Here is a 23,807-nt window from a genome sequence, read left to right on the forward strand (position 1 = left end):
GAAAAGATGCGCCCATATGTAATCGTGAATGTCGCAGTCAGCGCTGATGGGAAACTTTCCACCCGTGAGCGCAGACAGGTAAAAATATCCGGAAACGTGGACTTTGACCGGGTTGATGAGATAAAAGCCGGCTGTGATGGAATCATGGTAGGTATTGGAACCGTGCTTGCTGATGACCCGTCACTTACCGTCAAATCCCCTGAACGAATCGCAGAACGGGTAAAACAGGGCAGACCAGAACACCCGGTCAGAATTGTTGTTGACAGCCAGGCCCGGACACCACCGGATGCAAAAATCCTGCATAAGGGATCTGGAAAAAGAATCATTGTAATTGCTGAATCAGCCCCTTCAGAGAGAATTACCGCCCTTGCCCCTCATGCAGAACTAATAAAAACCGGCATGTCGCAAGTGGATCTTAAGGATTTAATGCACAAACTTGCTGAAACCGGCATTAAAAAACTGATGGTTGAAGGTGGCGGGACTCTTATCTGGGGAATGATATCAGCAGGTCTGGTTGATGAATTAATTATGTTTGTGGGCAACATAATTATCGGTGGAGAAGATGCACCAACACTTGCCGATGGATTAGGATTTATCCATGAATCTGATTTCCCGGTGCTTGAATTAACGAGTGTCAGCCCCATGGAAAAAGGGGTACTTATCCACTGGAAAGTTAAATAGAATCCGCCTAAATGATGAAAACCTGAAAATATGCAGGTTTTTTGATCTGGATGAACATCTCGCTGTGCAAATGCGATAGCTTATTGCATCAGAAATGATAACTTTTCGAGGTTGTTGTGTCGGATGAAAAAATTTTCATCGTTGAAGATAATCCGGTGATTGCGGATCTTATCTCATGGAGGCTTACCGAAATGGGATACACAGTCATAGGTACAGCAGAAGACAGTACCGAAGCACTGGCACGAATTGATAAACTTATGCCAACCCTGATTCTGATGGATATTAATCTGCCAGGAGAAATGGACGGCATAGAAACAGCTGATGAAATAAATAAAAAATATAAAATCCCAATCGTCTATATCAGTTCCATTCTTGACACCGACGTCATGGAACGGGCAAAAAAGACAAAACCAAGGGGATATATTGTAAAACCCTTTACCGATAACCAACTTAAGGCTACCATTGAAATGGCATTGCAGGGATGAACGTTACATCGTCCCGATAAAATTCTCTAATATTGCAAGGCCTGTGTTGCCACTTTTTTCCGGGTGAAACTGAACACCTATTGCAGTTCCATTCCGGATTGATGATGCGAAGGGACATATGTATTCTGTTTGAGTTACACAGTATTCGGCTGTTGTATCTGCCCAATACGAATGCACGAAATAAACATATGAATCGTCAGGAATCCCGGAAAAAAGGGGATCGTCAGGCTGCGTGAGGTGGATCTGGTTCCACCCCATATGAGGAATCTTAAAGCCCGGATGATCAGGAAACTTCCGAACCGTTCCAGGGACAAGACCAAGACCTTTATGAAGACCATGTTCTTCGGAAAAATCCATCATCATCTGCATCCCAAGACAAATTCCTAAAATTGGAACCTGACCTTCTGATTCAATAAGGACTTTTCCAAGGTCGGCAAGTTTTGTCATCGCTTCATGGAAAGCACCGACACCAGGAAGAATGATACCTTCAGCAGATCTGATCTCCTCCAGATTATTGGAAATCAGGACAGAGGCCCCGGCTTTTTCAACAGCTTTACTGACACTCCGCATGTTTCCAAGACCATAATCGACGATTACTACTGATTTCATTCGGCCAGATCTCCGGTTTTTCCTACATCTTCTTCGCTAAACCCGGGCTCAGATAACCCGATCGTTTCCTTCCAGGAATTCACTTTTTTATCCCAGGTCTGAAAGAGAGCAGGATGGATTTCTTTAATCCGTTCTAATATCCCTACATCACTTGCCGGACACATATAGCAACCCATCCGGTCAACACCATGTTCGTACATCGAATTATAGGGTGCTTTTTCCTGGAAGATGTAGAGCCAGACATGAAGCGCGGTCCAGGTATGAATCGGTGCAAGACAGACCTGGTTTTGTACATATGAATTCCGCCATACCCGGGGATTTTTCATACGCGAGAAAGACTCGTACTTTCTTTGACCGATAAAAGAGACGATTTCTCCATGGTTTTTTTCAATATGCTGACGGAGTGGTTCGAGCTTTGAAGTCCTGCAGCACCACCTGTTATCCCTTGCAGGAGGCCCTTGTATTTCAAAATCACGCCAGAACTCTTCAAGAGTATTAATCCGGACACAAGTGAGATCGTATTTTTTTATGACATCCTGCACATTCTCTTCCGTTGATGAAAATTCAAGACCCGTGTCAATATAGAGAATCGGAAGTTTACGATATGTCTTCATAACGACAAGAAGAGTTGCAAGGCTGTCCTTTCCCCCCGAATACGAGACAGACATCGGAAGGTGCTCATAGGGGCCGATACTGTCGGCAATGAATTTTCCGGAAGCTGCCTCTGTACGGGAGAGAACATCCCGGTTCGCCCGTATTGCATCATCCCAGTCTGCAGGCCCTGGAACATATGCTGAAGGAACATTCTTTCTGGTTTTTACAACCTGCCCCCGTTCCATTTGGTCTGCCTCTTCTGCATCCACTCTCGCCCTTCCAACACCGGCACAAATTCCGGAGGGGGTCATCATGAACACCTCGTCACCTTCCCGGACAGATGGATCACAGGAGATAAGACCGGGGGCCAGCAGACTTCTCCCTTCCCTGATTGATGAAAGAGCCCCTTCATCAACGATTATAAACCGTTTTTTTGGTACCCCAATCAATGCAGCATCCGGCCTGGGAAGTGCCTCCCATTGTTTTTTTGCCGGAACATACCGGATTGCACCAACAATTGACCCACCGACGATAATCTCTTCCATCCGGTCAATATCAGGCACTTTATTAAGCAGTGCAATATATCCCTCAGGAATCAGAGTAATTCCAAACTGCTCTTCATATATACTGTTTACAAATGCAATATCATCCGGGAACGCCGGTCTTGCATCTCCGGGTGGTGTTACCGGAATGGCACGAGCGGGATTTCCGCAGGAACAAATATCAGCAAGAACTGGTGTGTGGCATGAATCACACCAGTGAAGGAGAATTCTGCCATGGTAAAGTCCACCCATATCTTCTTACATGTTTGTGCTATCCCTAGATACTGCTTTGTACTGGTAGCCATGATAACTTACAAAACCCGGTTTTTTTATTGAAATAAGAATGCTGATCGAATAAAAAATATTATATGATGAGGATAACCACCTAAAATGATCACGATTTATCATGATATATCGAGAGGGTTTGGCATTGCATTGCCGATATGATAAACGGGGACCAGTGATAGCATGATCCCCTTTTTTGTCACTGCGTTTGTGGCTTTTCTGTTTTATCTGGTGCTGGTTGTCGGATCCGGCTCTGTTCTCTTCTGGTCAACGGAGGAAATCACCGCCGGGGTAATTATTGGTCTTGTAACCGGGATACTATGCAGAAAAATATTTTGTAAATCCGAAGACTACCGGATGTTAAATCCGGTCAGACTGATTCAGATCATCTTTTATTTGTGTGGTCCGTTCCTTGTTGAACTCACCAAGGCAAATTTCGATGTTGCATACCGGGTAATTACCGGAAGAATCAGACCTGGTATAATCAGACTTCGGTCAGGGATGAAATCTCCCCTCGCGATGACCATGCTTGCCCATTCAATCACCCTGACACCAGGAACATTAAGTGTGGATGTTGATGAGAAGACACATGACCTCTTCATTCATGTTATCCACCTTGATGAAGGGGTTGAAAAGAAAGAGGCATTGGAGGCAAAAGAAGTCTTTTCATACATGGACATTCCCAAATGGATCCGGAGGATTGCAGAATGATCGACATTTTTGGTATTACAGCCCTTCTTGTAATACTCATTGCCTTTGGTGCCCTTGTCAGACTGGTCATCGGGCCTACGGTACCTGACCGGGTTGTGGCTGTTGATACGATAAACACCCTCACCGTCGCGGTAATGATTCTTCTGGGTGTTGTATACCAGCAATACATCTTTATTGATGTCGCAATTGTCTATGCCCTGTTGTCCTTTATCTCAACACTCTATGTTGCAAAATATATCGGCGGAGAACTCTGATGATCGCAGATACGTTAATACTCATCTTCCTGGCAATCGGACTTGTATTTAATGCTCTGGGAGTCATCGGCCTCTTACGGTTTCCGGATGTATATACGAGGCTCCATGCATCAACAAAGGCGACAACATTCGGGAGCATATTCCTCTTCCTCGGGGTAGTGGTCTTTGCTATCTCACAGTACCTGGGAACCAGCGATTCACAATACCTGATGGTCATCACCCATACCATCATTGCTATGTTTGCCCTTGCAATCACCAATGCTGCAGGATCTCATGCAATTGCCCGTGCAGCACATAGAAATGGTCAGAAACCACAGCAGGCTGTGGTAGATAAACTAGCGGAGGCAGGCCTGTGATAGAACTCATTCATATTCTGGTCCTTATCGGCCTTGTCATCACTGCGGCACTCATCGTCTGGCAAAAAGACCTTATTGTTGCAGCAGTCACCTTTGCAGCCTTTAGTTTTCTCCTCTCGATAGAATTCTACATACTTCAGGCCCCGGATGTAGCAATTGCTGAGGCAGCAGTTGGTGCAGGAGTGTCAACTGCTATTTTCATCATTGCAATCAGGGCCACCCATGACCAGGAGGTAACATAACATGAGAACCGTAGTTGCTGGAATTACCCTTGTGGTTCTGGCTGTTGCACTCCTCTATGCTGCGGTTTCCATCCCCTTCGGAAACCCGGCAATGTCAGATATGGATGATTATTTCATCACAAACGGACAGGAACAGACCGGTGCGAATAATATTGTAACATCCATCGTGTTTGATTACCGTGGGTTTGATACCCTTGGTGAAGCATGTGTTCTTTTTACTGCTGTATTCGGGGTTTCAGTTCTTTTCAGACTCCGGAAGAAAGAGGAGGACTACGAATATGAGTGACAGTATGAGTAAGATCATCCGGACAACGGCAGATGTCATGTTCATGTTCATCGTGGTCTTCGGTTTTTACATCGTACTCCATGGACACCTGACTCCGGGGGGAGGATTTCAGGGAGGTGCGGTAATCGCTACGGGATTTATCCTGCTGATAGTCGCTCACAAACTGGATGATTTTCTCGGATGGTTCAAAAAGAAAGCATTTCAGAATTTTGAAATGTCCGGCCTTGTCCTCTTTATCGGGACCGCTCTGGCAGCAATACCCCTCGGATACCTCTTCTTCAGGAACTTTTTATGTGGAACCGGAGGTCTTTTTGGTCAGGTGGTGCCCTATGGTATCAATCCGGGTTTTCTCAATACCGCCGGAACGATTCCAATCATGAATATTGCCGTCGGAATTGAGGTTCTTGGCGGTCTCAGTATTATTATTCTGTATATGACTAGCGGAATTTCAAATCACGAGGAAGGAGAATGATAGATAATCTTCCATTCCTGGTTGTTGCAATAACCATCCTGCTCGGCCTGTATGCCATCCTGCTTCGAAAGGATCTCATCAAGATGATCATGGGGATCTCACTTCTTGAATCCGGAGTAAACCTCTTTCTGATTGCTCTTGGATACCGGTGGGACAGCATTGCACCAATCTTTACCGGTGCACCTTCCCTTGCCATGGTAATGCCAACCGTTCAGGCTCTGACACTCACCAGCATCGTTATCGGTGTTGCGACCCTCGCCCTTCTCCTTTCAATGGTGATGATTATCTACCGGTATTATCGCACAACCGACGTCCGTGAAGTAACAAAACTGCAGGGGTAAATAAATGGACATACTATTTGACAACCTGCCCGGACTTCTCATTGCAATCCCCCTGCTTGGAGCCTTTTTAACACCGCTCCTTTCAAGAGCAGGTGATTCAGTCAGGAATACCTGGGTTCTTATCATTACCGGTCTTTCATCAGTCTGCGGGCTTTTGGTTGCATCACGGGTTCTGGAGACCGGAACCATTGTCTACACGTTTGGTGTAAACACGGTTTCCAATATTATTCCTCCGGATTCCGGAGGCATTCCAATCAGGATCATCTTTACCATCGATCCGATGAACGCCTTCATGCTGATAATCGCTGCGATCGTCGGATTTTGTATCACCCTGTATTCTGTCTCAAGCATGGAGAAATTGTCAGGGAAAGACGGGTTTTTCACCCTGGTTCTCCTGCTCATTGCCGGAGTATACGGGATGATTGCAACCGGCGATCTCTTCAACTTCTTTGTCTTCCTTGAGATCAGTTCACTTGCCGGTGCAGCCCTTGTTGCTTACCGGATTGACAAAGGTGTTGCAGCAGAAGCCGGACTTAAATATGCAGCACTTTCGACGATTGGAGGAATGTTGTTCCTGGTCGGTGTCGGCCTCCTGTTTGCCCAGTATAACTCCCTGAACATGGCAGTGATAGCAGACCGGATGCAGCTTACCGGCCTAGATATCATCGCATTTGTTCTGTTCTTTACTGCCCTTGCCATGAAATGCGGAGCAGTTCCCATGCACTTCTGGACTCCGGACAGTTATGCTATGGCCCCATCGGCAATTACCGCATTTCTGGTCGTCTCATCACAGGCAAGTCTTTATGCCCTCTTCCGGGTGTGCTTTACCCTCTATGGCGGCCAGATTAATCCGCTTACAGTCGGATGGGTCATAATCATCCTTGGAATCCTCTCCATGTTCATCGGTGTCACGATGGCAATTCCGCAAAAGGATGTAAAACGACTGATGGCATATCACGCGGTATCACAGACCGGATACATGCTGCTTGGTGTGGGAGTAGGACTTGCTGCCCTTTCAAGCACCTGTCTTTCCCAGAGCATCGGAATAATGGCACTCAAAGGAGGCCTCTTCCATATCATGAACCATGCATTATACAAAGGTCTCCTCTTCCTGACTGCCGGAGTTATCTTTTACCGCTGTGGCACAAGAAACCTCAACCAGCTCGGAGGTCTTGGACATAACATGAAATGGACCATGGTCTTCTTCATGATAGGAGCCCTGGCCATTGCAGGAATTCCGCCATTTAACGGGTTTGCATCCAAACTGATGATTTATGAATCGACGTTCCTGTTCAATCCCCTCCTTGCGGTAATCGCAATGGTGGTCAGCATACTGACCCTGGCATCCTTCGTCAAGGTTTTCCATTCCATGTTCATGGGTCCGAAACTTCCGGAATACGAAGACGTCAAAGAAGCACCAACCCCCATGCTCATCGCCATGGGAATACTTGCCATTCTTGTGGTTCTCTTTGGTATATTCCCCCAGCAGGTGGTTGACGCCCTGGTAGCCCCGGCAGCTTCTGCCCTCATCGATTACCAGGGGTATATCACTGCAGTTCTCGGAGGTGCATAAATGATAGATTCGTTCACCCTCTCCACCGGATTTGGTGCATGGAACGCAGTATTCTGGGTAATTGCATTTGTGATTGCCTGTATTATCGGATGGCTCATCTGGTCACGGGGAGAAAAAACCTATGATAGCAGTGGAGGTGCAACCGCCCCGTTCCTCTCGGGAAATAAAGAACCGGAAAAAGCAGCAGTACATATCAGGGCAGGAAACCTCTATTGGGGATACACCGATGCCCTTTCCGGATATTACCGGTTCATAAAACCTTTCCATACCGGAAACCTCTCTGACTACTTCCTGGCTTATCTTTTTGTGACGGCTCTGGTTCTTATCGTGGTGGTGGTCCTGAAATGAGACTTTCTCCATCATTTAACCGCTCACTCTGGGTATTTCATGTAAACTCAGGATCCTGTAATGGGTGTGATATCGAGATAGTCGCAGCCCTCTGCCCCCGGTATGACCCGGAACGGTTTGGTATCAAACTTGTCGGATCACCCCGGCATGCAGATGTCCTGCTTGTCACCGGACCGGTAACTCACCAGATGAGAGACCGGGTAAAACGGGTATATGACCAGATGGCTGCACCAAAAGTGGTCATGTGTGTCGGGACCTGTGGCCAGTCAGGAGGAGTGTTTTATGATTCCTATAATCTGGACGGACCACTCGACCAGGTCATTCCGGTTGATGTCTATGTTCCCGGATGTGCACCACGGCCTGAAGCAATAATTTACGGAGTGGTGCAAGCGATTGCAAAACTTGAGAGACTTGAAAAGGAGGTGAGATCATGAGAGCAACCATGAAACCACAGGAAATAGCCGACCGGTTTGTAGAAAAATTCGGCAACAGGGTTTCGGATATACGAGTTAAGGAGTGGTATGAAGGAGTGAAAAAACTCCCCCAGAAGACGGTATGGATGACCATTCCCCGGGATACTCTCAATGATGCGGTTGCTGAATTAATAGCGATAGATTATCCGCATCTCGGGGTCATTGCGGCAGCAGATAACGGTGAGATGATTGATCTCCTGTATCACCTTCAGGTCTTTTTCGGCGGAAAACACGAGGAAATTTGTGTTGTACTCACCGTCCAGGTCCCAAAATCAGACCCCCATGTTCCCACCATCTCCGGGCTTATTCCTGGTGCGGTATATTCTGAACGTGAAAAACAGGATATGATAGGCATTATCGTTGACGGAATTCCGGATGCACGGCGGATATTTCTGCCGGAGGATTTCCCCGAGGATGTATACCCCTGGAGAAAAGATGAAAAAGGAATTCCTCCATCCATGGTAAAAGAACTCTGGAAAGTCGGACGTCCGACAGACCGGCCGGCCCCCCCGGTTGCAGAACCTGAGCCGGTCCCTAAAAGTGATACAGAAGAGCCACCATCAGGAGGTGCAGCAGAATGAGTCAGAAGAAAGCACCCTATGAACTTCCAATCGGCCCAATCCACCCGGCTCTGAAAGAACCCATCAACTTTACCTTTAAGATGAACGGTGAAGTGGTCGAGGAGGTTGACTTTGCCCCCGGACGAGCTCACCGGGGTATCGAATGGATGGGTATGCGGAGAAATCCGGTACAGATCCTGCACCTCTGCGACCGGATATGTGGTATCTGCGGAGTTGCCCATGCCCTGGTCTTTGCACAGGCAGTAGAGCAGATTGCCGGGGTAGAGGTTCCTGACCGGGCATATTATGTCCGGACCATCATCGCGGAGTTTGAACGTATCCAGTCCCATCTTCTCTGGGCAGGAGTTGCAGCCCATGAACTCGGGTTTGATACCCTCTTTTACCTGGCCTGGCAGATCAGGGAAGAGTCAGTCGATGTCATTGAGTACATCACCGGAAACCGGGTGAATTATGCTATCATGATGATAGGCGGGACACGCCGGGATATAACCCCAGACATGTTCCCGAGGATAGAACAGGCACTCCAGTACTACGAGGGGCTGTTTGAAAAGATGGTAAACCTCTTCCTCAATGACAAGACGATTGCAATGCGGTGCCGGAACACTGGAATCCTTACAAAACGCCGGGCACTTGAACTTGCAACCGTCGGACCAACCGCACGGGCATCAGGACTTGCCATGGATGTCAGGACAGACTCTCCCTATGCTGCATACGGAGACCTTGACTTTGACATTATCCTTCCTGAAGTCTACAGCAATGAGACCGTCGGAGACGTGTATGACCGGATTGTTGTCCGTATCTTTGAGGTAAAACAGTCAATTGACATCATCAGACAGTGCTTGAGACAGATGCCTGATGGTCCGGTTCTTGCGGAAGAAAAATATCCCAAACTGCTCATGAACCTGAAAAAAGCATCCGGAGAAGCATTTGCACGGGTAGAAGCACCCCGTGGAGAGGACATGCACTTTGTCAGGATGAACGGCAAACAGGAAGCTCCCGAGATGTGGAAGGTCAAGGCATCCACCTATTCAAACCAGATGGCATGGATAGAGATCCTTCAGGGAGAACAGATTGCAGATATTCCAGTCATTATTGCATCCATCGACCCCTGCATGTCCTGTACTGACCGGGTTGCGGTCGTAAACCAAAAAGGAGAGGCAGATGTCCTGACTAAAGAGTACCTGCACCGGTTATCAGTTGAAAAAACACGGAGGATGCAAGGATGAGTTCCCTCCTGGTCACCATCGCCGGAGTCATCCTTGTCACCATCTTCGGGATAATCGCCGGACTCTTCCTCATGGGGGTAGACCGTATATGTGCAGCCCGGATGCAGATGAGACAGGGACCACCCCTCATCCAGCCTTTTATCGATATCAGGAAATTACTCTGTAAGGATTCACAGGTTCCAGCGAATGCAATCCCGGCTCTTTTTAATGCTGCACCAATCGTGGCATTTGCCTCTGCGGTGACTGTCCTCTTTTACCTGCCTCTTGGGAGTATTCTTCCGGTGGGAACCCCACTTCCAATGGTTGGTGAATATGGAGACCTTATCCTTATCATGTACCTCCTGACAGTCCCGGCCCTTGCCATGGTTGCCGGGGGGTTTGCATCAGGATCTCCTTACGCAAGCGTGGGAGCCCAGCGTGAGATGGTGACGATGATTGCATATGAGTTTCCGCTTGCAATTGCCATCATCGCAATAGCCTGGAGACTTGCCGTTGCTGGCCTTGTTATGCCCTTCTCGGTCAATACCCTGGCGGCAAATCCCATCTGGACGGTCGTCGGGCCCATTGGAATCATCGGATGTATCCTGCTCCTCATTGTTCTGGCCTGGGTTACTCCGGCTGAACTCTCCCGTATCCCCTGTGATACCCCGGAAGCTGAAACAGAACTTTGTGGCGGTCTGCTTGTTGAATATTCGGGGAGAAACCTTGCTCTCTTCTCACTCTCTATGGCCGCAAAACTGGTGGCGATGGCAGGTCTTGCAGTAGTACTCTTTCTGCCCTGGAACATCTCACCGATCATCGGTATCTCCGGAATCGGAGCAGCTGGAGTAGACCTCGCATTCTTCCTTCTCAAGGTGATTGTTGTTATGTTCTTCTCGGTCACCCTGGTAAGAGTGGTGATGGCCAGGTTCCGGATTAATACCGTGGTCTCGCTATATTGGGGATGGCTCACAACCATCGGTCTTATCGGGATGTTTCTCATCATTCTTGACGGGAGCATGTCCCTTGGGGGGTGCCTGTCATGATCAAACTCCCCTCGGTTCCGATGGCACTAAAACAGCTGTTTAAAAAGCCGGCCACAAATTTCTTCCCGGCAAAAAACCTGCCACCCTCAATCACCGGATTTCTCGAGGCAGTGACTGCAGGAAAGGCATCCATTCACCCACCAATCTCGACTCCGGAAAAATACCGGGGAAAAATTGTGTATGACCGGAACACATGCATCGGGTGTAAGATGTGCATCAGGGTCTGTCCGGCCAATGCCATTGAGTTCATTCCGGAGACAAAGCGAATCCGGATATGGGTCACCCAGTGCATATTCTGCAGCCAGTGTAATGATATCTGTCCAAAGGACTGCCTGCACATGTCCCCGGAATTCCTGCTTGCAACAGAAGACCGGTTTGCAGAAAGTCAGATTGTGGAATAACCAGACATTAATTTCTCTTTTATTTTTGATAATTCCGGCCCGATGCTGACCGGATACCGTGCCGGGTGTGTAAGTCCTTTCACATCAGGCGGGATGGTATGAAGCGACCCAATCACCTCTTCCCTGATACTATCCAGGGGTTTTTCCGGGCGGATGATAGTACCATTAGAGAGTGCTAGCGTAAGCAGGGGACTTCCCGGTGCCAAATCATCAATCGCGGATTCAAGTTCAATGCAATCCCCGGACATCATCCCGTTCCGGTCAAAGGAACGGTAAACCTGCTTGATACCAGGAAGAGAAGTTTTATCAGAGTGATCCGTTACCTTCATCTTCATCTCCCAACCACCATCCGGACTTTCTATTGCTGACATTTTATACACCCCGGCAATGGCTGGTGAATCGTGCCCGGTTACCAGGCGGGTTCCGACACCATAGGAATCAACAGGTGCGGCTCCTTCTTTGAGAGAAGAGAGAATATATTCATCAAGGTCACCGGAGATGACTATTTTTGTCCTGTTAAGTCCGGCCTCATCAAGCGTAACACGGACTTTTTTTGTAAGAGAAAGAAGATCCCCGCTATCAAGCCTGACTCCGGAAAGAACCCTGCCCTGCTCACCCATCTCACGCCCAACCTGGACTGCATGTACAGTCCCGCTTTGGAGCGTATCATAGGTATCAATAAGCAGGACACTGGTATCAGGAAATACCTCCACATACCGTCTGAAAGATTCGAGTTCTGTCGGGTATGACATTACATATGAATGTGCATGAGTTCCCTTCACCGGAATTCCAAATATCTTACCTGCCTCAAGATTAGATGTCCCCATACACCCCCCGAGGTATGCAGCCCGGGAGGCAGTCAGAGCACCATCCGGCCCCTGGGCACGACGGGCACCGAACTCCATAACCGTATCAAATCCGGCAACCAGGCATATCCGGGCAGCTTTTGTCGCCACAAGGGAGGGGAAGTTGATGAGGTTTAAAAGAGCAGTCTCAACCAACTGGCAGGAACCAACCGGTCCGGATACCCGAAAGACCGGTTCACCAGGAAAAACAATCTCACCCTCCCTGACTGCATGAACAATCCCGTCAAATTTCCAATTAGAAAGCCAGTTAATAAAACTATCGTTAAATATCTGAAGAGAGCGTATATACCGGATATCTTCATCAGAGAAACGAGCATTCTTTAGAAATGAGAGCGCATCGGCTATACCAGCCGTAACGATATATTCACCCTGAAACGGACAGCTTCTAAAGAAAAGGTCAAAGCAGGACTGAAGATTAACTCTCTCGGACCTGAACCAGACGTACATCATCGTCAGTTCATACAAATCAGTAAAAATCGGGGATTTAGGCAGTGACATGATTGAAGCATACCTTTTTCTTTGCAACCTGAACTTTTTCGGTTAATTATGCGTAACTTCCCATTACAGGGAAGAACCAAAGACAAAACCTGGTGATGAGCAGACCGAAATATTGATTCGGATCTCTTAAGAATATGACCTTGGTGATACTTGATGCACCTCCCCCCACTTATCCCTCCTGCTTCAATTACCCCGTACCTCTCCTGTTCAGGGGTAATCTCATGTACTAACGCAGAGATACGAACTCTTGCGAGATCAATCACAGCTAACGGCATCGATGACATCGACAGGGCCAGGATTCTGTATACCTGGGTCAGGGATTCTATTGCACATTCTGTTGACGCCGGTCAGACGAACCTGTTCTGGAATGCTTCCGATGTCCTTACTGCCGGACATGGACTTTGCTTTGGGAAATCCCATTTACTGGTGGCCTTATGCCGGGTCCTTGGAATCCCGGCAGGTCTGTGTTATCAGCGGGTTCGTCGTGAAGACGGCAGTTTTGTGCTTCACGGTCTTTGCGCAGTCTATTATGAGCAGATAGATAAGTGGGTCAGGCTTGACCCCCGCGGTAATAAACCGGGAATATCAGCAGAATTTTCTATTGATTCCGAGCAGATAGCCTATGAACCGTCATATGACGGAGAGTGGCTTGATCAGCATATTTATCCGGAACCCTGGCACGAAGTGACTCATCTTGTTGATGTTTCCCGGGATGTCTTACAATTTATTGAGAATAGCGGAGGAATACGCTCTCCGCCGGTCAATCAGGTACGGATTCAGAGTATCGGTTCAATGCAATGTATTACCTGAACCGGACAATCATAATCTTTTACCGGTGATACGGAAGTCCACGGAGTATTGTAAAAGCCCGGTATATCTGCTCAAATAAGATAAGGCGTGCCAACTGATGTGGAAACGTCATCTGAGAAAATGATAGTAGATAATCAGCCCGCTCCTTACACGCCAAAGAGAGTCCATGAGGACCGCCGATAAGAAATACTATCTGATACGGTCCGTTCACCTCACAATTTTTGATAATGTCTGCAAATGCCTCACTTAAACATTGTTTTCCCTTCCGGTCAAGGGCGATGACGTAATCATCCCGGTTTATACCACTTAAAAGTTTTATCCCTTCTGACTCCATCGCTCCTTCCAGGGATGAGACATGATTATCAAAAACCGCAGCTTCCGGATATTCAATTGATTCAATCTGACAATAAGAACTGATTCGTTTGGAATAATCGGCAATAGCGTCCCGTATGTATGGCTCTTTAATTTTTCCGATTACCCTGATTTTTATTCTGACCATTCTGTAACGTGCAGGGAATTTTTAATTCCTGATCCATTAATGATATCCGGGATTAAAAAAAAGAAAAATAATTAAAAGACTTCTACCCCGTCATCCAATGGTTCATTAAGGCGATGACCGGTGTTTGCATTGATCTCAACAATTTTTTTCCCTTTGATCTGCCAGACAGGGATATAAAGTTCGCGCAAATCAAGAGTAAAATTTTCCCGTTCAGGGGAGAGATTCTTCTCCTCGTAAAAGATAGCATCTCCTTTGACCTGTCTCAATTTGACTCTTTTTGTCATTGAACTGATAAGATGATTGAGAATATGGTTTTCAGCATCTTCACGTGACAAAGAGGGTTTTGAAATATCACTCCCATCCGGAATCTCGCGCCGGGTAATTGAGTCGGCATCTATATCGGTAAATGCACTATTGATTGCATTCATTGCGCCTGATCCGGAACAATCAAAGTTTATGTTCTGGTCTTTATAAGCTGCGTCACCCCTGCAGGTATAACGAAACTGCCAGTATGGAATGAACCGAAGGGTTACAAGTCCGGGTATTCCGGCCTTTTCTTCAGCTTCGTCACGGTGAATGCGAATCGGAAGATGAGGTATCCTGACACCCCCGTCAGGGTCATGCGTCACTCGTTGTTTATACGGAGAATTTTCTTCAGAACCATCCAGTGGTAGAACAAGTGTCTTTCCAAGCACCTTTGCAAGAACTGCTTCTCCGGCATACAGGGCAAATTCTTCAGGGTACCATACAATGCAATTATCCGAATTTATTGACGGATTGAAGGTCACCAGAAGTTTTTCACAGATCTCCTCTCCTTGACTTGTACGAATAGTATACTCAGTCTCGGAGTATTTCGCAGCCTCTTCAGGATCGTCAGTGCACATCACCAAAAGATTGGTGGGGTTTTTTATAGCAGACATATCCAGGGGCGGAGAGGCATGATGAACGTCAAATCCGGCTGCTTTCAAAATATCTGAAACTGCCTTCGATACTTTTTCCCTGGTTCTCTGCTCCATACTGTATCTATTACCGTCCAAAAAAAGAATATTTTTCTATCTACGGACTCGTACAATGAGTCATGAGTGAATTCCTCAGGTTTGTCAGTCACCAGATAGAGGATTTTGCCATGCAGGTCACCTTCAACCCAACAGAAGGAACCGGAACTGTGGTGTATAATCTCTCTTTGGTGCGTTCATCAGACCTTGAGCATACATTAGCGGTTTTTCGCGCGACTTGTGAGGCAGGAGTATCGCCAAGCGGCCTGATTAAGATACTAAAAGAAGGAGAAATAATTGAAGGATTCACCATCCCGAAAGACCAGTGTGGTATTTTAACCCTCTGTAGCACTAATCTTGACGGACTACTCCTCCAGCGGGGCATTCCTTTTAATCCCATCGGAGGGGGGGTTATCGAGGTTGCCGATAATATTCCCAAACGGTTTACTCACCTGATAAAATATGAATACACAACCATCGATCCACTCCAGGTTCTGGTATCACAGGAGATTACATCTGCTCTTCAGGTCATTAAAAACGGAAATGGAAGTCTGCTGGGAAATATCCGTGAATGTCACATGGAAGCTGAAGAACAGGTGGAGGAGGTTCTGGAAGAACTCACCGACGGGTACTTTACCGGAATACTTGATCTTGGTCTTCCAAATACCCCATGCCTCGGAGTGGCAGTAGATCCCCAGTATATGGGGCTTGCAGCACTTGGCGGGACAAACTGGATTGCCGCCCTCAAAGAAGAAGGAATACATGTGACGATGCAGGCCATGAAAGGGCTTACTGATGTCTCCAACATGCAGTTCATTTCCGAATTGTAAAAAAACAGAGCGTAGGTAATATTATTAGCATACACAAAAAAGATGAACTGATATGCAGACCATCCCATTAGTCAACCCGGATGTCAGAAAATGTTCGGAACTTCTACCGGTAATGGCAGATCCGAATTGCCTTTGTGAAGGGCCTGCTTATGAGATGTTTCGTGGTCTTTCCAATAATGAAAATGATAAAGACTGGCTTTTAAGTCACCAGATCCGGTATGACATTACCCGGATACCCGGAAGAATCATCTGTGGGGAATGGATAAAAACAAAAGGTCACTATCATCAGCACGCTCCTGACAGTTATGCGTATACAGAAATATACGAAGTCCTTGAAGGAGAAGCACTCTACCTTCTCCAAAAACAGGATCTCTCAGATATTATACTGGTCAGGGCACATGCAGGGGATCTGGTCCTTATTCCTCCCGGATATGGGCATGTAACCATAAATCCTTCAAAAGAAACCCTTCTCATGGCTAACCTTGTTTCTTCAGCATTTACCAGTGAATATATGCCATTTGAAGAGATGCAGGGGGCCGCATATTACCTGTTTGCAGATGGGAAAATTTCAAGAAATCCACGATACCCGGATACCATCCCTCATCTCCGGGAAGTGACGTGCCATGGAAAGAGTTTGCCATTGCCATTCCCACAGCAGACCCTGTACTCCTGCATCGGTGATGAAAAATGCCTGGATTTCCTGAATAAACCAGGATCCTATATCGAAGAATATAAAAAACTCTATCTTTTTACCTGAGGAACCGCCCTTTGCTTATGACCCGCCCGCTGGATCTTTTCTAATACCTGATGTTCTTCGGGTGTGACCGGTTTCCACCCCCGGTTTTCAAGATTTACAATTGCCTCATCAATCACTGCATACTTCAGTCCAAGTTCATCCTCATCTGTCTGGTTCTGCCACAGGCCGGCTGAAGGAGTTTTCTCAATCAATCGGTCAGGAATTCCAAGAACTCTTGCAAGATTCCATACCTCCGTCTTCGTTAAGTGAATGATTGGCTGGACATCTGCTGCATTGTCACCATATTTCGTGCAATACCCGAGCAGAAATTCGGTATAGTTGGATGTTCCGCATACAAGACGGTTCATCTGGTTGGCATAATAGTAGAGTATTGTCATCCGGGTACGCGCCATGAGGTTTCCAACCAGATATGAGCTCTCTAAAAATCCGGGCATCTTTCTGTACTGGTCAATGACAGAGGCAATCGGAACGGTGGTCACCTGGATACCAAGTACTTCACCAAGCATCCTGACATCCTCTTCATCACCTGAAGGAGTCACCCCGGATGGAAGAAAAAATCCCCGGACTAAAGATGCGCCGACCGCTCTTACACAAAGAGCAGCAGCAACGCTTGAATCTATACCACCGGAGAGCCCGATAACAAAGCCTGAAGAGTTGCTTTTTTTGGAAATATCCTGAAGCAGACCGATGATGGGTGAGAGATCCGAACCGGCAGTGTTCATACTTGTCCATTATCTTGTATTGCGATGGAAAAAAACCTGAGGATAAATAATTGGGAGTATTGACTATTGCCCCAGGTCACGAAGCCGGTCACGATACTTCAGTAACGAGAACGGAACTGACGGATGATTGTTTGAAAGTGCTGTTAAAAACCCCCGTACATTCCCGGACTCTGGTAAACCGGCCTCATCAAAGGGAAGATTTGTATACCGTGAATATATTGCCAGTTCAGCCATCGGAATCTCACACAATGGAGTAAGACAGATAACCGAAGCAGTATCAGTGCTTTTCATAAAAAAAGAAGAATCTCCGGACAAGAGTGAACCCAGTACCTGTGAAGCTTCCTCATCCAGAGTAGCTGACCGGATAATCCTGTCTGCTTCACCCCGGATTGCAATCTCCATGAACGATTCAGGCATGCCCCGCTCAACCCTGGTCTGTATCGAAGAAGGCAGAAAAGAAAAATCATGATTATAGAGAGAATCTTCTGAATCTGGTTCCAGTATCATCATCTTCATGCCAGGTCTTGATGAAACTACAGAGCCCAGAATATGAAGGAGCGGGATAAAGCCGGGACCATCATGGATAACGGCGATTACGGATTTTTTTCCAAGGCCTCCCTGCAGCCGGATAGTCCGTTTTACCCTGATTACAATATCTTCAGCCAGATGTCGCTCACAGAGATGTTTTCCTGAGTATTGTTGACTGTACACCGATGGTGCCCTGCATGAAAAACAGGGCTCACCAGGCATGACCATCTCCCATAATGCCATTGGGTATAACATACCGGGGCAATAAAACCTTATGTAAATGCACCTCTCCGCCGACCATATCAAAACCCTTCATAAATATGAAATCCGAATTCTCCAGTCTGTTGAATATCTCATGAACAGGTATTCCTTGGTTCCTGTAGATGAGATAGTAAAAAATTCCCGCCTTTCTTCCGGTGAGGTCGAATTCCGGATAGCAAAACTCATGGAAAAGGGCATGGTAAAATATGCACAGGTTCCATATCCGGGATATACCCTGGTTTTTAACGGGTATGACACCCTGGCCGTCTCTCACCTGGTTAAAAAAGGAATAATCAGTTCTCTTGGGAGCTGCATTGGTGAAGGAAAAGAATCACGGGTGTACGAGGCGCTCGGCACAGGTCCGGTGATTTTAAAACTACACCGGATTGGGCAGAGATCATTTCAGACCGTGAGAAAAGGAAGAAGTTACCTTCCGGAGAAACAGCACTGCCCCTGGGTTATTGCGTCACATTTTTCTGCGGAACAGGAATACCTGGCCTTATCATCCCTGCAGAACCATGTGAACATCCCTACTCCCCTTGCCATGAACCGGAATGTTATCGCCATGACCTACATACCCGGAGACCGGCTCTCGGAGAGCCCCCTGGAAAATCCAAACGAAGTGCTCGAAGAGATACTCTCACAGGTGCATGCGGCATATAAGCGCGGATACATCCACGGAGATCTCTCAGAATACAATGTCATGTATGATGGCAATCAGATCTGGATTATAGACTGGCCTCAGTGGGTCTCTCCAAACCATGAAAACGCTGCGGAAATTCTTGACCATGACCTTGAGACCATCACAAAGTTCTTCTTCCGCAGGTACCGGATATCTTCTGATATGGATTGCGTACGGAGTCGTGTAACCGGTTGCTGATATTTGGAATAGATCTTATCACCGGTTCTGTCCGGTCCCGGACAGTCCAGCCGAAATATGCTCTGGTGATAGCAAAAGAGGGAAAGATAATTCGTGAGCTGGCAGTCTCCCTCCATCGACTGATACGGCTTATTCACCGTGACCAGCCTGATATTCTGGCGGTTGATTCAGTACAGGAAATAGCCCCGCATACCCAGGACTTGTACCGGTTTCTTGAATTATTACCCTCTAAAACAATGTTTGTCGTGGTTACCGGAGGGGACAGACAAACCGGACTCATCCAGGTTGCTGCACGGTATAACATCTCCTTTGACCGGTTTGATCCCTTTGCAGAAGCAAGAGCGATAGCAGAAGTCGCACATCACGGTGCCGGATCCCAGGTTGTCGCATTTGAAAAAGAGACTGAGATAACTATCACCCGGAACAGGTCTCCGGGAAAAGGCGGATGGAGTCAGAACCGGTATGCACGAAAGATCCATGGTAATGTCCTCAGGTATGCACGGGAAGTTGAGCATGACCTGCAAAGTTCCGGACTTTCATTCTGGAAAAAAGAGTACAAGGCTTTTGGCGGGGTTTCGCGGGTTAGCTTCCATGTCCGTGAAAAGAGAGATCTGATCCCGGTCACTTCTTCACGGGGAGGTGACGTCCAGATACGTCTGTCCGGAAAACGACTTGATAGGATCCAGTACAGACCGATATCTGCAAGGCCGAAGTATCTTATCGTCGGAATTGATCCAGGAACAACCATCGGGATTGCAGTCCTTGACCTGAACGGAGAACTCATCAAAGTCCACAGCTCCCGTCAAATGACCATGGGTGATGTCACTGAGTTTCTCTGGTCACTTGGAAAACCTCTCATCATTGCGTCAGATGTTGTGCCCATGCCTTTTTCGGTTGAAAAAATCCGCCGGGCATTTCAGGCAACCCCCCATACTCCGAAAACAGACATCAGTGTGGAGACAAAATACGAACTTGCCGGAAAATTCGGATATGGCAATGACCATGAACGGGACGCCCTGACGGCAGCTATTGAAGCATACCGGTTCTGGAACCACAAATTTACTGGAATCTTAAAACGTGTTCCGTACGGGGTAGACCTTGAGGAAGTAAAAGCAGGGATTATCAGGGGTCAGTCACTGGAACAGATACTGGCCGGAAAAAGGGATACTGTACGAAGCACTGAAGAGAAAAAACCTGAAGTCATCCTTGATTCATCAGATGAACGGGTGCGAATCCTGGATGGAAAAGTAAAAGATCTCCGTCTTCTGGTAGCAGACCTTCAAAATGAGATAACATCCCTGAAACATGAGAACAAAACTCTCTCAAGACGGATTACCGGGCTTAAAACAGAACGGGATAAAGGAATCAATATTGACCCTGCCATCATCAAAAGAGACCAGATTATAGCAAATCTCAGGCACCGGTTAAAACAGGAAGAGAAAAACAATAAAAAATTACATAAACGTCTGAAAAGGCTCAAAGAAACAACCGACGAGGAAAGACCACAGGGCACCAGGGTTGTGAAGGTCATTGCAGACCTTTCAAGAGATAATGTCCGTCTCCTCTCTGAACGGGTTGGAATCATAAAGGATGATATCCTGTATGTAAAAAGTCTTTCAGCATGGGGAAAAGGCATTGTTCATGATCTTGCAAAGGCTGGAGTTGAATCAGTCATCCTGAACGAAAAATCTGCGGAGACTTTGAGTAATGAACTAAAAGACATCTTCCTTGAAGAAGGACTTCCTCTTGTCCTGTCACGGGACATGCATATCCAGGTAAAAGGGGATGTTGGAACATGCGATGAAGAACCATATGCCGATGCCCTTGATTCATGGAATGATGACTACCAGCAGTACCTGAAAGGAAAAAGTGAGATGATGCTCGATGACCTCATGAAGGAATATATTGCCGAACGGGAGAGGAAGGTGAAATGAATGGATGACCGGACTCTTTTACGTATCATCAGACCGGTCATTGGAACTGACGCATGTAGCGATGACTGTGCAATCCTTCCCCTCCCCTGTGGTATCCTGGTAACCTCAACCGATATGCTTCATGAGCGGTCAGACTTTCCCAAAGGTATCACAGACTGGCAGATAGGATGGATGTCTGCAGCGGTCACCATCAGTGATATTGCAGCAATGGGCGCAGAACCGGTTCAGCTTGTTCTTGCAATCGGCCTTGATGATGAGGACCGGCTCAAAGGAATTGTTACAGGAGCATCTGACTGTTGCAATCAGTTTGGTGCAACCTATGCAGGCGGGGACCTCGATGCCCACCATGAACTTACCATCGTCTCTACCGGTCTTGGGATTATAACCGATGGTCAGCCGGTTCAAAGAAGAGGTGCAAAACCCGAAGAACTCATCTGTGTAACTGGTGTTCTTGGAAGGGCAATTCCCGGACTGACTGATAAGAGGTTCTGGAAAGATCTCTGTGAACCACAGCCCCGTGTTGAGGAAGGAATCGCTATTCGAAAGGCCGGAGCCACGGCCATGATGGACATCAGTGATGGTCTGGCTCTTTCACTCTATGACATTGCAGAAGAATCCGGGACAGGAATGACCATCACCGGTTCAAGTATCCCTATTCCGGAAGATGTCGACCATTCAGAAGCGATGACTGCTGCATTATTCGGCGGTGGAGACTTTGAACTGCTCTTTTGCATTCCCGAAAATTCCTATCAGAGCCTTAACCTACCCTGCACCATAATCGGAAGGGTAACAGATGAGCCCGGAGTTATCATGGACGGCAGAATACTGGAGAAAAAAGGGTACCTTCACCACTGGTACGAATAACGCCAGTAGTTCCAGTTATTTGAGAAGTATGTCACACCCTGGTACAGGGAATCATATACCCGGGCAATGTAGAGATTTTCTCCAATCTTATCAAAGTAAGGGAATGCCTCATTGATTCTGCCCATCTTATAGAGTACTTTACCCATTCCGTATTGGGCATCACGATTGTCAGGAGAGAGATTAATAGCCATGGAAAAATCATCGTATGCCTTGTCAAGCTGGTCAATCTTCTGGTACGCAGCCCCCCGGTTTACATAAAATACTGACTGATTCGGGTTAATCTCAACAGACTTATTGAAAGCTTCAATGGCCCCGAAATAATTACCCTGTTGAAACCGTGCAAATCCAAGATTTGTCCATCCCTCAGTGTTTTTCGGATCAACACGGACGACCTCTGAATATGCATTCTCTGCAATACTATATTCCTTGGCAAGATCTGCTGCATATCCTTTTCTCATCCAGGCAATCGTGATATTCGGATTATTAGACAGCATATCATCATAATAATGAACCGTCTCAAAACCCTGTTGTAACTCCCGCATTGAGTCTACCAGGTACTTCCAGGCATCATCACTCACCGGATCAAGCTGGAGGGCAGTTTCAAATGCAGATTTGGCAATTTCATAATCCTTGTTAACCGATGCAACATCACCCAGCACGTACCATGTGTCATAGGAATGAGGAGAAAGCTTCGTTGCCTTTGTTGCAGACTTCTGGGCATCGTCTTTTTTACCGAGAGCTAGCTGGGCTCGGGCTTTTTGCATCCATGTTGCCGAATCATCAGGGTCAATCCGGGTTGCATTATCAAACCGATAGAGAGCTTCCTGGTACCTTCCGGCTTGCATAAGCAGGTACCCCACATTGGTTATCGTTATCGGATCATCAGGTTCTATCTTCAATGATTTGTTGAATGCATCAAAGGAAGCATCGAACTTTTTCATATTTGCATACGAGTACCCGAGATTTGCCCAGACATCTGCATTGCTCTGGTTTATCAGGAGTGCACTCCGGGATACAGCCGCTGATTCATCATATTCTCCAAGAACATTCTGAATCCGTGCGAGTGCAATCAGATAATCAATATTCTTTGGATCGTCTTTGATGAGCCGGGAGTATATCTCCTTTGATTTCTCATACTTTCCGGTCTTCTCAAGCAAATCTGCTTCAATCACCGCATTTTCAGTATTATCAGGAATTAAGGTATTGAGCTGACCATAGGCAACAGCTGCCTCATCCAGACGATTAGAAAGCTTGAGCATCTCTCCAAGCCGCTGCCATGAATGCGAATGTGAACGGTTTATTTTAAGAGCATTATCATATGCCTTTGCTGCTTCGTTGTACCTGCCGGAGTTAAAGAATAATTCAGCGAGTTTTACATGAAGGGAGAAATCTTTGGGTGAGAGATTAATTGCGGTTCCATACTCAACAAGAGCCTTATCCTCTTCCTGTAAGGCGGTATATACATCTGCAAGGCCGGAGTGGGCTGCAGAATTGTCCGGATCCAATGACACTGCCTTTTTAAAATCTTCAATCGCGAGGGAGTATTGTCCATCCCGTTCATGTATCCTTCCACGTCCAATGAGGGCCGAACTATTCAGCGGGTCCAGGGTAAGAACCTGATTAAATACACTCAATGCTTCAGAATCAATTGATTCATTAGACAACAAATCTGCGGTTTTCAGCCATAATTCAGGATCTGATTCATTGAGCCGAATAGCAGCATCATACAGGGACAATGCCTCCTGTGCACTACCATTTTGGGCTTTTTCATCTGCAAGGTCCGATAAGTTACCAGTGACGTTTTCAACATCTATTGGCCTGTCTTCAACGCACCCGCATATACATAACATTCCGGTAATGAGAACGATACTCATTACA

30 protein-coding genes are annotated in these 23,807 nt (G+C 46.9%); 22 read left to right on the plus strand and 8 right to left on the minus strand.

Annotated elements, in window-relative coordinates; translation table 11 throughout:
- Window positions 1-6 precede the first annotated feature (6 nt).
- Both DLD82_RS04345 and DLD82_RS04350 read left to right on the plus strand, forming a co-directional pair.
- Window positions 7-681, plus strand: coding sequence for a 2,5-diamino-6-(ribosylamino)-4(3H)-pyrimidinone 5'-phosphate reductase (locus tag DLD82_RS04345; protein ID WP_109939890.1), 675 nt, complete (start codon window positions 7-9; stop codon window positions 679-681).
- A 116-nt stretch (window positions 682-797) separates the two neighbouring features.
- A complete protein-coding gene (locus tag DLD82_RS04350; protein WP_109939891.1) occupies window positions 798-1,166 on the plus strand; it encodes a response regulator in 369 nt (122 codons plus the stop codon).
- Window positions 1,167-1,169: 3 nt separating this feature from the next.
- On the opposite strand, the gene hisH is transcribed toward DLD82_RS04350, so the two are convergent.
- Together hisH and DLD82_RS04360 are read right to left on the minus strand one after the other, a co-directional pair.
- Window positions 1,170-1,775, minus strand: coding sequence for an imidazole glycerol phosphate synthase subunit HisH (gene hisH / locus DLD82_RS04355; protein WP_109939892.1), 606 nt, complete (start codon window positions 1,773-1,775; stop codon window positions 1,170-1,172).
- Window positions 1,772-3,163 carry a phosphoadenosine phosphosulfate reductase domain-containing protein gene (locus tag DLD82_RS04360; protein WP_109939893.1) on the minus strand — a complete coding sequence of 464 codons (1,392 nt, stop codon included), beginning with the start codon at window positions 3,161-3,163 and terminating at the stop codon, window positions 1,772-1,774. Before DLD82_RS04360 ends, hisH begins: the two co-directional genes overlap by 4 nt.
- A gap of 216 nt (window positions 3,164-3,379) precedes the next feature.
- Between DLD82_RS04360 and DLD82_RS04365 the strand changes: the two genes are divergently transcribed.
- Genes DLD82_RS04365 through DLD82_RS04430 form a run of 14 tightly spaced genes read left to right on the plus strand, consistent with a single transcriptional unit; the run spans window position 3,380 to window position 11,485 of the window.
- On the plus strand, window positions 3,380-3,907 hold the full coding sequence (locus tag DLD82_RS04365; protein WP_109939894.1) for a Na+/H+ antiporter subunit E: 528 nt from the start codon (window positions 3,380-3,382) through the stop codon (window positions 3,905-3,907).
- A complete protein-coding gene (locus DLD82_RS04370) occupies window positions 3,904-4,161 on the plus strand; it encodes a monovalent cation/H+ antiporter complex subunit F (protein ID WP_109939895.1) in 258 nt (85 codons plus the stop codon). Before DLD82_RS04365 ends, DLD82_RS04370 begins: the two co-directional genes overlap by 4 nt.
- A complete protein-coding gene (gene mnhG / locus DLD82_RS04375) occupies window positions 4,161-4,517 on the plus strand; it encodes a monovalent cation/H(+) antiporter subunit G (protein WP_109939896.1) in 357 nt (118 codons plus the stop codon). Before DLD82_RS04370 ends, mnhG begins: the two co-directional genes overlap by 1 nt.
- Window positions 4,514-4,759, plus strand: coding sequence for a hydrogenase subunit MbhD domain-containing protein (locus DLD82_RS04380; RefSeq protein ID WP_109939897.1), 246 nt, complete (start codon window positions 4,514-4,516; stop codon window positions 4,757-4,759). Before mnhG ends, DLD82_RS04380 begins: the two co-directional genes overlap by 4 nt.
- A 1-nt stretch (window position 4,760) precedes the next feature.
- Entirely contained in the window at window positions 4,761-5,045 is a 285-nt protein-coding gene (gene mbhE / locus DLD82_RS04385; RefSeq protein ID WP_109939898.1) for a hydrogen gas-evolving membrane-bound hydrogenase subunit E, read from the plus strand.
- On the plus strand, window positions 5,038-5,517 hold the full coding sequence (locus DLD82_RS04390) for a Na(+)/H(+) antiporter subunit B (RefSeq protein ID WP_109939899.1): 480 nt from the start codon (window positions 5,038-5,040) through the stop codon (window positions 5,515-5,517). Before mbhE ends, DLD82_RS04390 begins: the two co-directional genes overlap by 8 nt.
- On the plus strand, window positions 5,514-5,858 hold the full coding sequence (locus DLD82_RS04395) for a sodium:proton antiporter (RefSeq protein WP_109939900.1): 345 nt from the start codon (window positions 5,514-5,516) through the stop codon (window positions 5,856-5,858). The genes DLD82_RS04390 and DLD82_RS04395 overlap by 4 nt, the downstream gene beginning before the upstream one ends.
- A gap of 4 nt (window positions 5,859-5,862) precedes the next feature.
- Window positions 5,863-7,431 carry a proton-conducting transporter transmembrane domain-containing protein gene (locus DLD82_RS04400; RefSeq protein WP_109939901.1) on the plus strand — a complete coding sequence of 523 codons (1,569 nt, stop codon included), beginning with the start codon at window positions 5,863-5,865 and terminating at the stop codon, window positions 7,429-7,431.
- The gene (locus DLD82_RS04405; RefSeq protein ID WP_109939902.1) at window positions 7,432-7,779 is read left to right on the plus strand and encodes a hydrogenase; all 348 of its coding nucleotides are present in this window, start codon (window positions 7,432-7,434) and stop codon (window positions 7,777-7,779) included.
- A complete protein-coding gene (locus DLD82_RS04410; RefSeq protein ID WP_109939903.1) occupies window positions 7,776-8,213 on the plus strand; it encodes an NADH-quinone oxidoreductase subunit B family protein in 438 nt (145 codons plus the stop codon). Before DLD82_RS04405 ends, DLD82_RS04410 begins: the two co-directional genes overlap by 4 nt.
- Entirely contained in the window at window positions 8,210-8,833 is a 624-nt protein-coding gene (locus DLD82_RS04415; protein WP_109939904.1) for an NADH-quinone oxidoreductase subunit C, read from the plus strand. The genes DLD82_RS04410 and DLD82_RS04415 overlap by 4 nt, the downstream gene beginning before the upstream one ends.
- The gene (locus DLD82_RS04420) at window positions 8,830-10,059 is read left to right on the plus strand and encodes a hydrogenase large subunit (RefSeq protein WP_109939905.1); all 1,230 of its coding nucleotides are present in this window, start codon (window positions 8,830-8,832) and stop codon (window positions 10,057-10,059) included. Before DLD82_RS04415 ends, DLD82_RS04420 begins: the two co-directional genes overlap by 4 nt.
- A complete protein-coding gene (locus DLD82_RS04425; protein WP_109939906.1) occupies window positions 10,056-11,084 on the plus strand; it encodes a respiratory chain complex I subunit 1 family protein in 1,029 nt (342 codons plus the stop codon). Before DLD82_RS04420 ends, DLD82_RS04425 begins: the two co-directional genes overlap by 4 nt.
- Window positions 11,081-11,485 (plus strand): 4Fe-4S dicluster domain-containing protein, encoded by a 405-nt coding sequence (locus DLD82_RS04430; protein ID WP_109939907.1) that lies wholly within the window; start codon window positions 11,081-11,083, stop codon window positions 11,483-11,485. Before DLD82_RS04425 ends, DLD82_RS04430 begins: the two co-directional genes overlap by 4 nt.
- On the opposite strand, the gene DLD82_RS04435 is transcribed toward DLD82_RS04430, so the two are convergent.
- A complete protein-coding gene (locus DLD82_RS04435; protein WP_109939908.1) occupies window positions 11,470-12,849 on the minus strand; it encodes a nicotinate phosphoribosyltransferase in 1,380 nt (459 codons plus the stop codon). The genes DLD82_RS04430 and DLD82_RS04435 overlap by 16 nt on opposite strands.
- Window positions 12,850-13,002: 153 nt before the next feature.
- Between DLD82_RS04435 and DLD82_RS04440 the strand changes: the two genes are divergently transcribed.
- Window positions 13,003-13,659 carry a transglutaminase-like domain-containing protein gene (locus DLD82_RS04440; RefSeq protein ID WP_109939909.1) on the plus strand — a complete coding sequence of 219 codons (657 nt, stop codon included), beginning with the start codon at window positions 13,003-13,005 and terminating at the stop codon, window positions 13,657-13,659.
- Between the two features lie 19 nt (window positions 13,660-13,678).
- Here DLD82_RS04440 and rlmH read toward each other — a convergent pair whose 3' ends face one another.
- The gene (gene rlmH / locus DLD82_RS04445; protein WP_109939910.1) at window positions 13,679-14,158 is read right to left on the minus strand and encodes a 23S rRNA (pseudouridine(1915)-N(3))-methyltransferase RlmH; all 480 of its coding nucleotides are present in this window, start codon (window positions 14,156-14,158) and stop codon (window positions 13,679-13,681) included.
- A 71-nt stretch (window positions 14,159-14,229) separates the two neighbouring features.
- Complete coding sequence (locus DLD82_RS04450) at window positions 14,230-15,174, minus strand: hypothetical protein (RefSeq protein ID WP_109939911.1); 945 nt, start codon at window positions 15,172-15,174, stop codon at window positions 14,230-14,232.
- Between the two features lie 62 nt (window positions 15,175-15,236).
- On the opposite strand from DLD82_RS04450, the gene DLD82_RS04455 reads away from it, so the two are divergent.
- Both DLD82_RS04455 and DLD82_RS04460 read left to right on the plus strand, forming a co-directional pair.
- Entirely contained in the window at window positions 15,237-15,983 is a 747-nt protein-coding gene (locus DLD82_RS04455) for a DUF128 domain-containing protein (protein WP_109939912.1), read from the plus strand.
- Window positions 15,984-16,035: 52 nt separating this feature from the next.
- The gene (locus DLD82_RS04460) at window positions 16,036-16,740 is read left to right on the plus strand and encodes a glucose-6-phosphate isomerase family protein (protein WP_109939913.1); all 705 of its coding nucleotides are present in this window, start codon (window positions 16,036-16,038) and stop codon (window positions 16,738-16,740) included.
- Here DLD82_RS04460 and nadE read toward each other — a convergent pair.
- Together nadE and DLD82_RS04470 are read right to left on the minus strand one after the other, a co-directional pair.
- A complete protein-coding gene (gene nadE, locus DLD82_RS04465; RefSeq protein ID WP_109939914.1) occupies window positions 16,725-17,462 on the minus strand; it encodes an NAD(+) synthase in 738 nt (245 codons plus the stop codon). The two genes, DLD82_RS04460 and nadE, sit on opposite strands and share 16 nt — an antisense overlap.
- Before the next feature lie 63 nt (window positions 17,463-17,525).
- Window positions 17,526-18,245 carry a hypothetical protein gene (locus DLD82_RS04470; RefSeq protein ID WP_181391252.1) on the minus strand — a complete coding sequence of 240 codons (720 nt, stop codon included), beginning with the start codon at window positions 18,243-18,245 and terminating at the stop codon, window positions 17,526-17,528.
- 25 nt (window positions 18,246-18,270) lie between these two features.
- Between DLD82_RS04470 and DLD82_RS04475 the strand changes: the two genes are divergently transcribed.
- Genes DLD82_RS04475 through thiL form a run of 3 tightly spaced genes read left to right on the plus strand, consistent with a single transcriptional unit; the run spans window position 18,271 to window position 21,929 of the window.
- On the plus strand, window positions 18,271-19,131 hold the full coding sequence (locus DLD82_RS04475; RefSeq protein WP_109939916.1) for a serine/threonine-protein kinase RIO2: 861 nt from the start codon (window positions 18,271-18,273) through the stop codon (window positions 19,129-19,131).
- Window positions 19,125-21,065 carry a DUF460 domain-containing protein gene (locus DLD82_RS04480; RefSeq protein WP_109939917.1) on the plus strand — a complete coding sequence of 647 codons (1,941 nt, stop codon included), beginning with the start codon at window positions 19,125-19,127 and terminating at the stop codon, window positions 21,063-21,065. The genes DLD82_RS04475 and DLD82_RS04480 overlap by 7 nt, the downstream gene beginning before the upstream one ends.
- Entirely contained in the window at window positions 21,066-21,929 is an 864-nt protein-coding gene (gene thiL / locus DLD82_RS04485; protein WP_109939918.1) for a thiamine-phosphate kinase, read from the plus strand.
- Here thiL and DLD82_RS04490 read toward each other — a convergent pair.
- Window positions 21,911-23,803 carry a tetratricopeptide repeat protein gene (locus DLD82_RS04490; protein ID WP_219968301.1) on the minus strand — a complete coding sequence of 631 codons (1,893 nt, stop codon included), beginning with the start codon at window positions 23,801-23,803 and terminating at the stop codon, window positions 21,911-21,913. The genes thiL and DLD82_RS04490 overlap by 19 nt on opposite strands.
- Window positions 23,804-23,807: the final 4 nt, after the last annotated feature.

It is taken from the genome of Methanospirillum stamsii (assembly GCF_003173335.1).
Lineage (GTDB): Archaea > Halobacteriota > Methanomicrobia > Methanomicrobiales > Methanospirillaceae > Methanospirillum > Methanospirillum stamsii.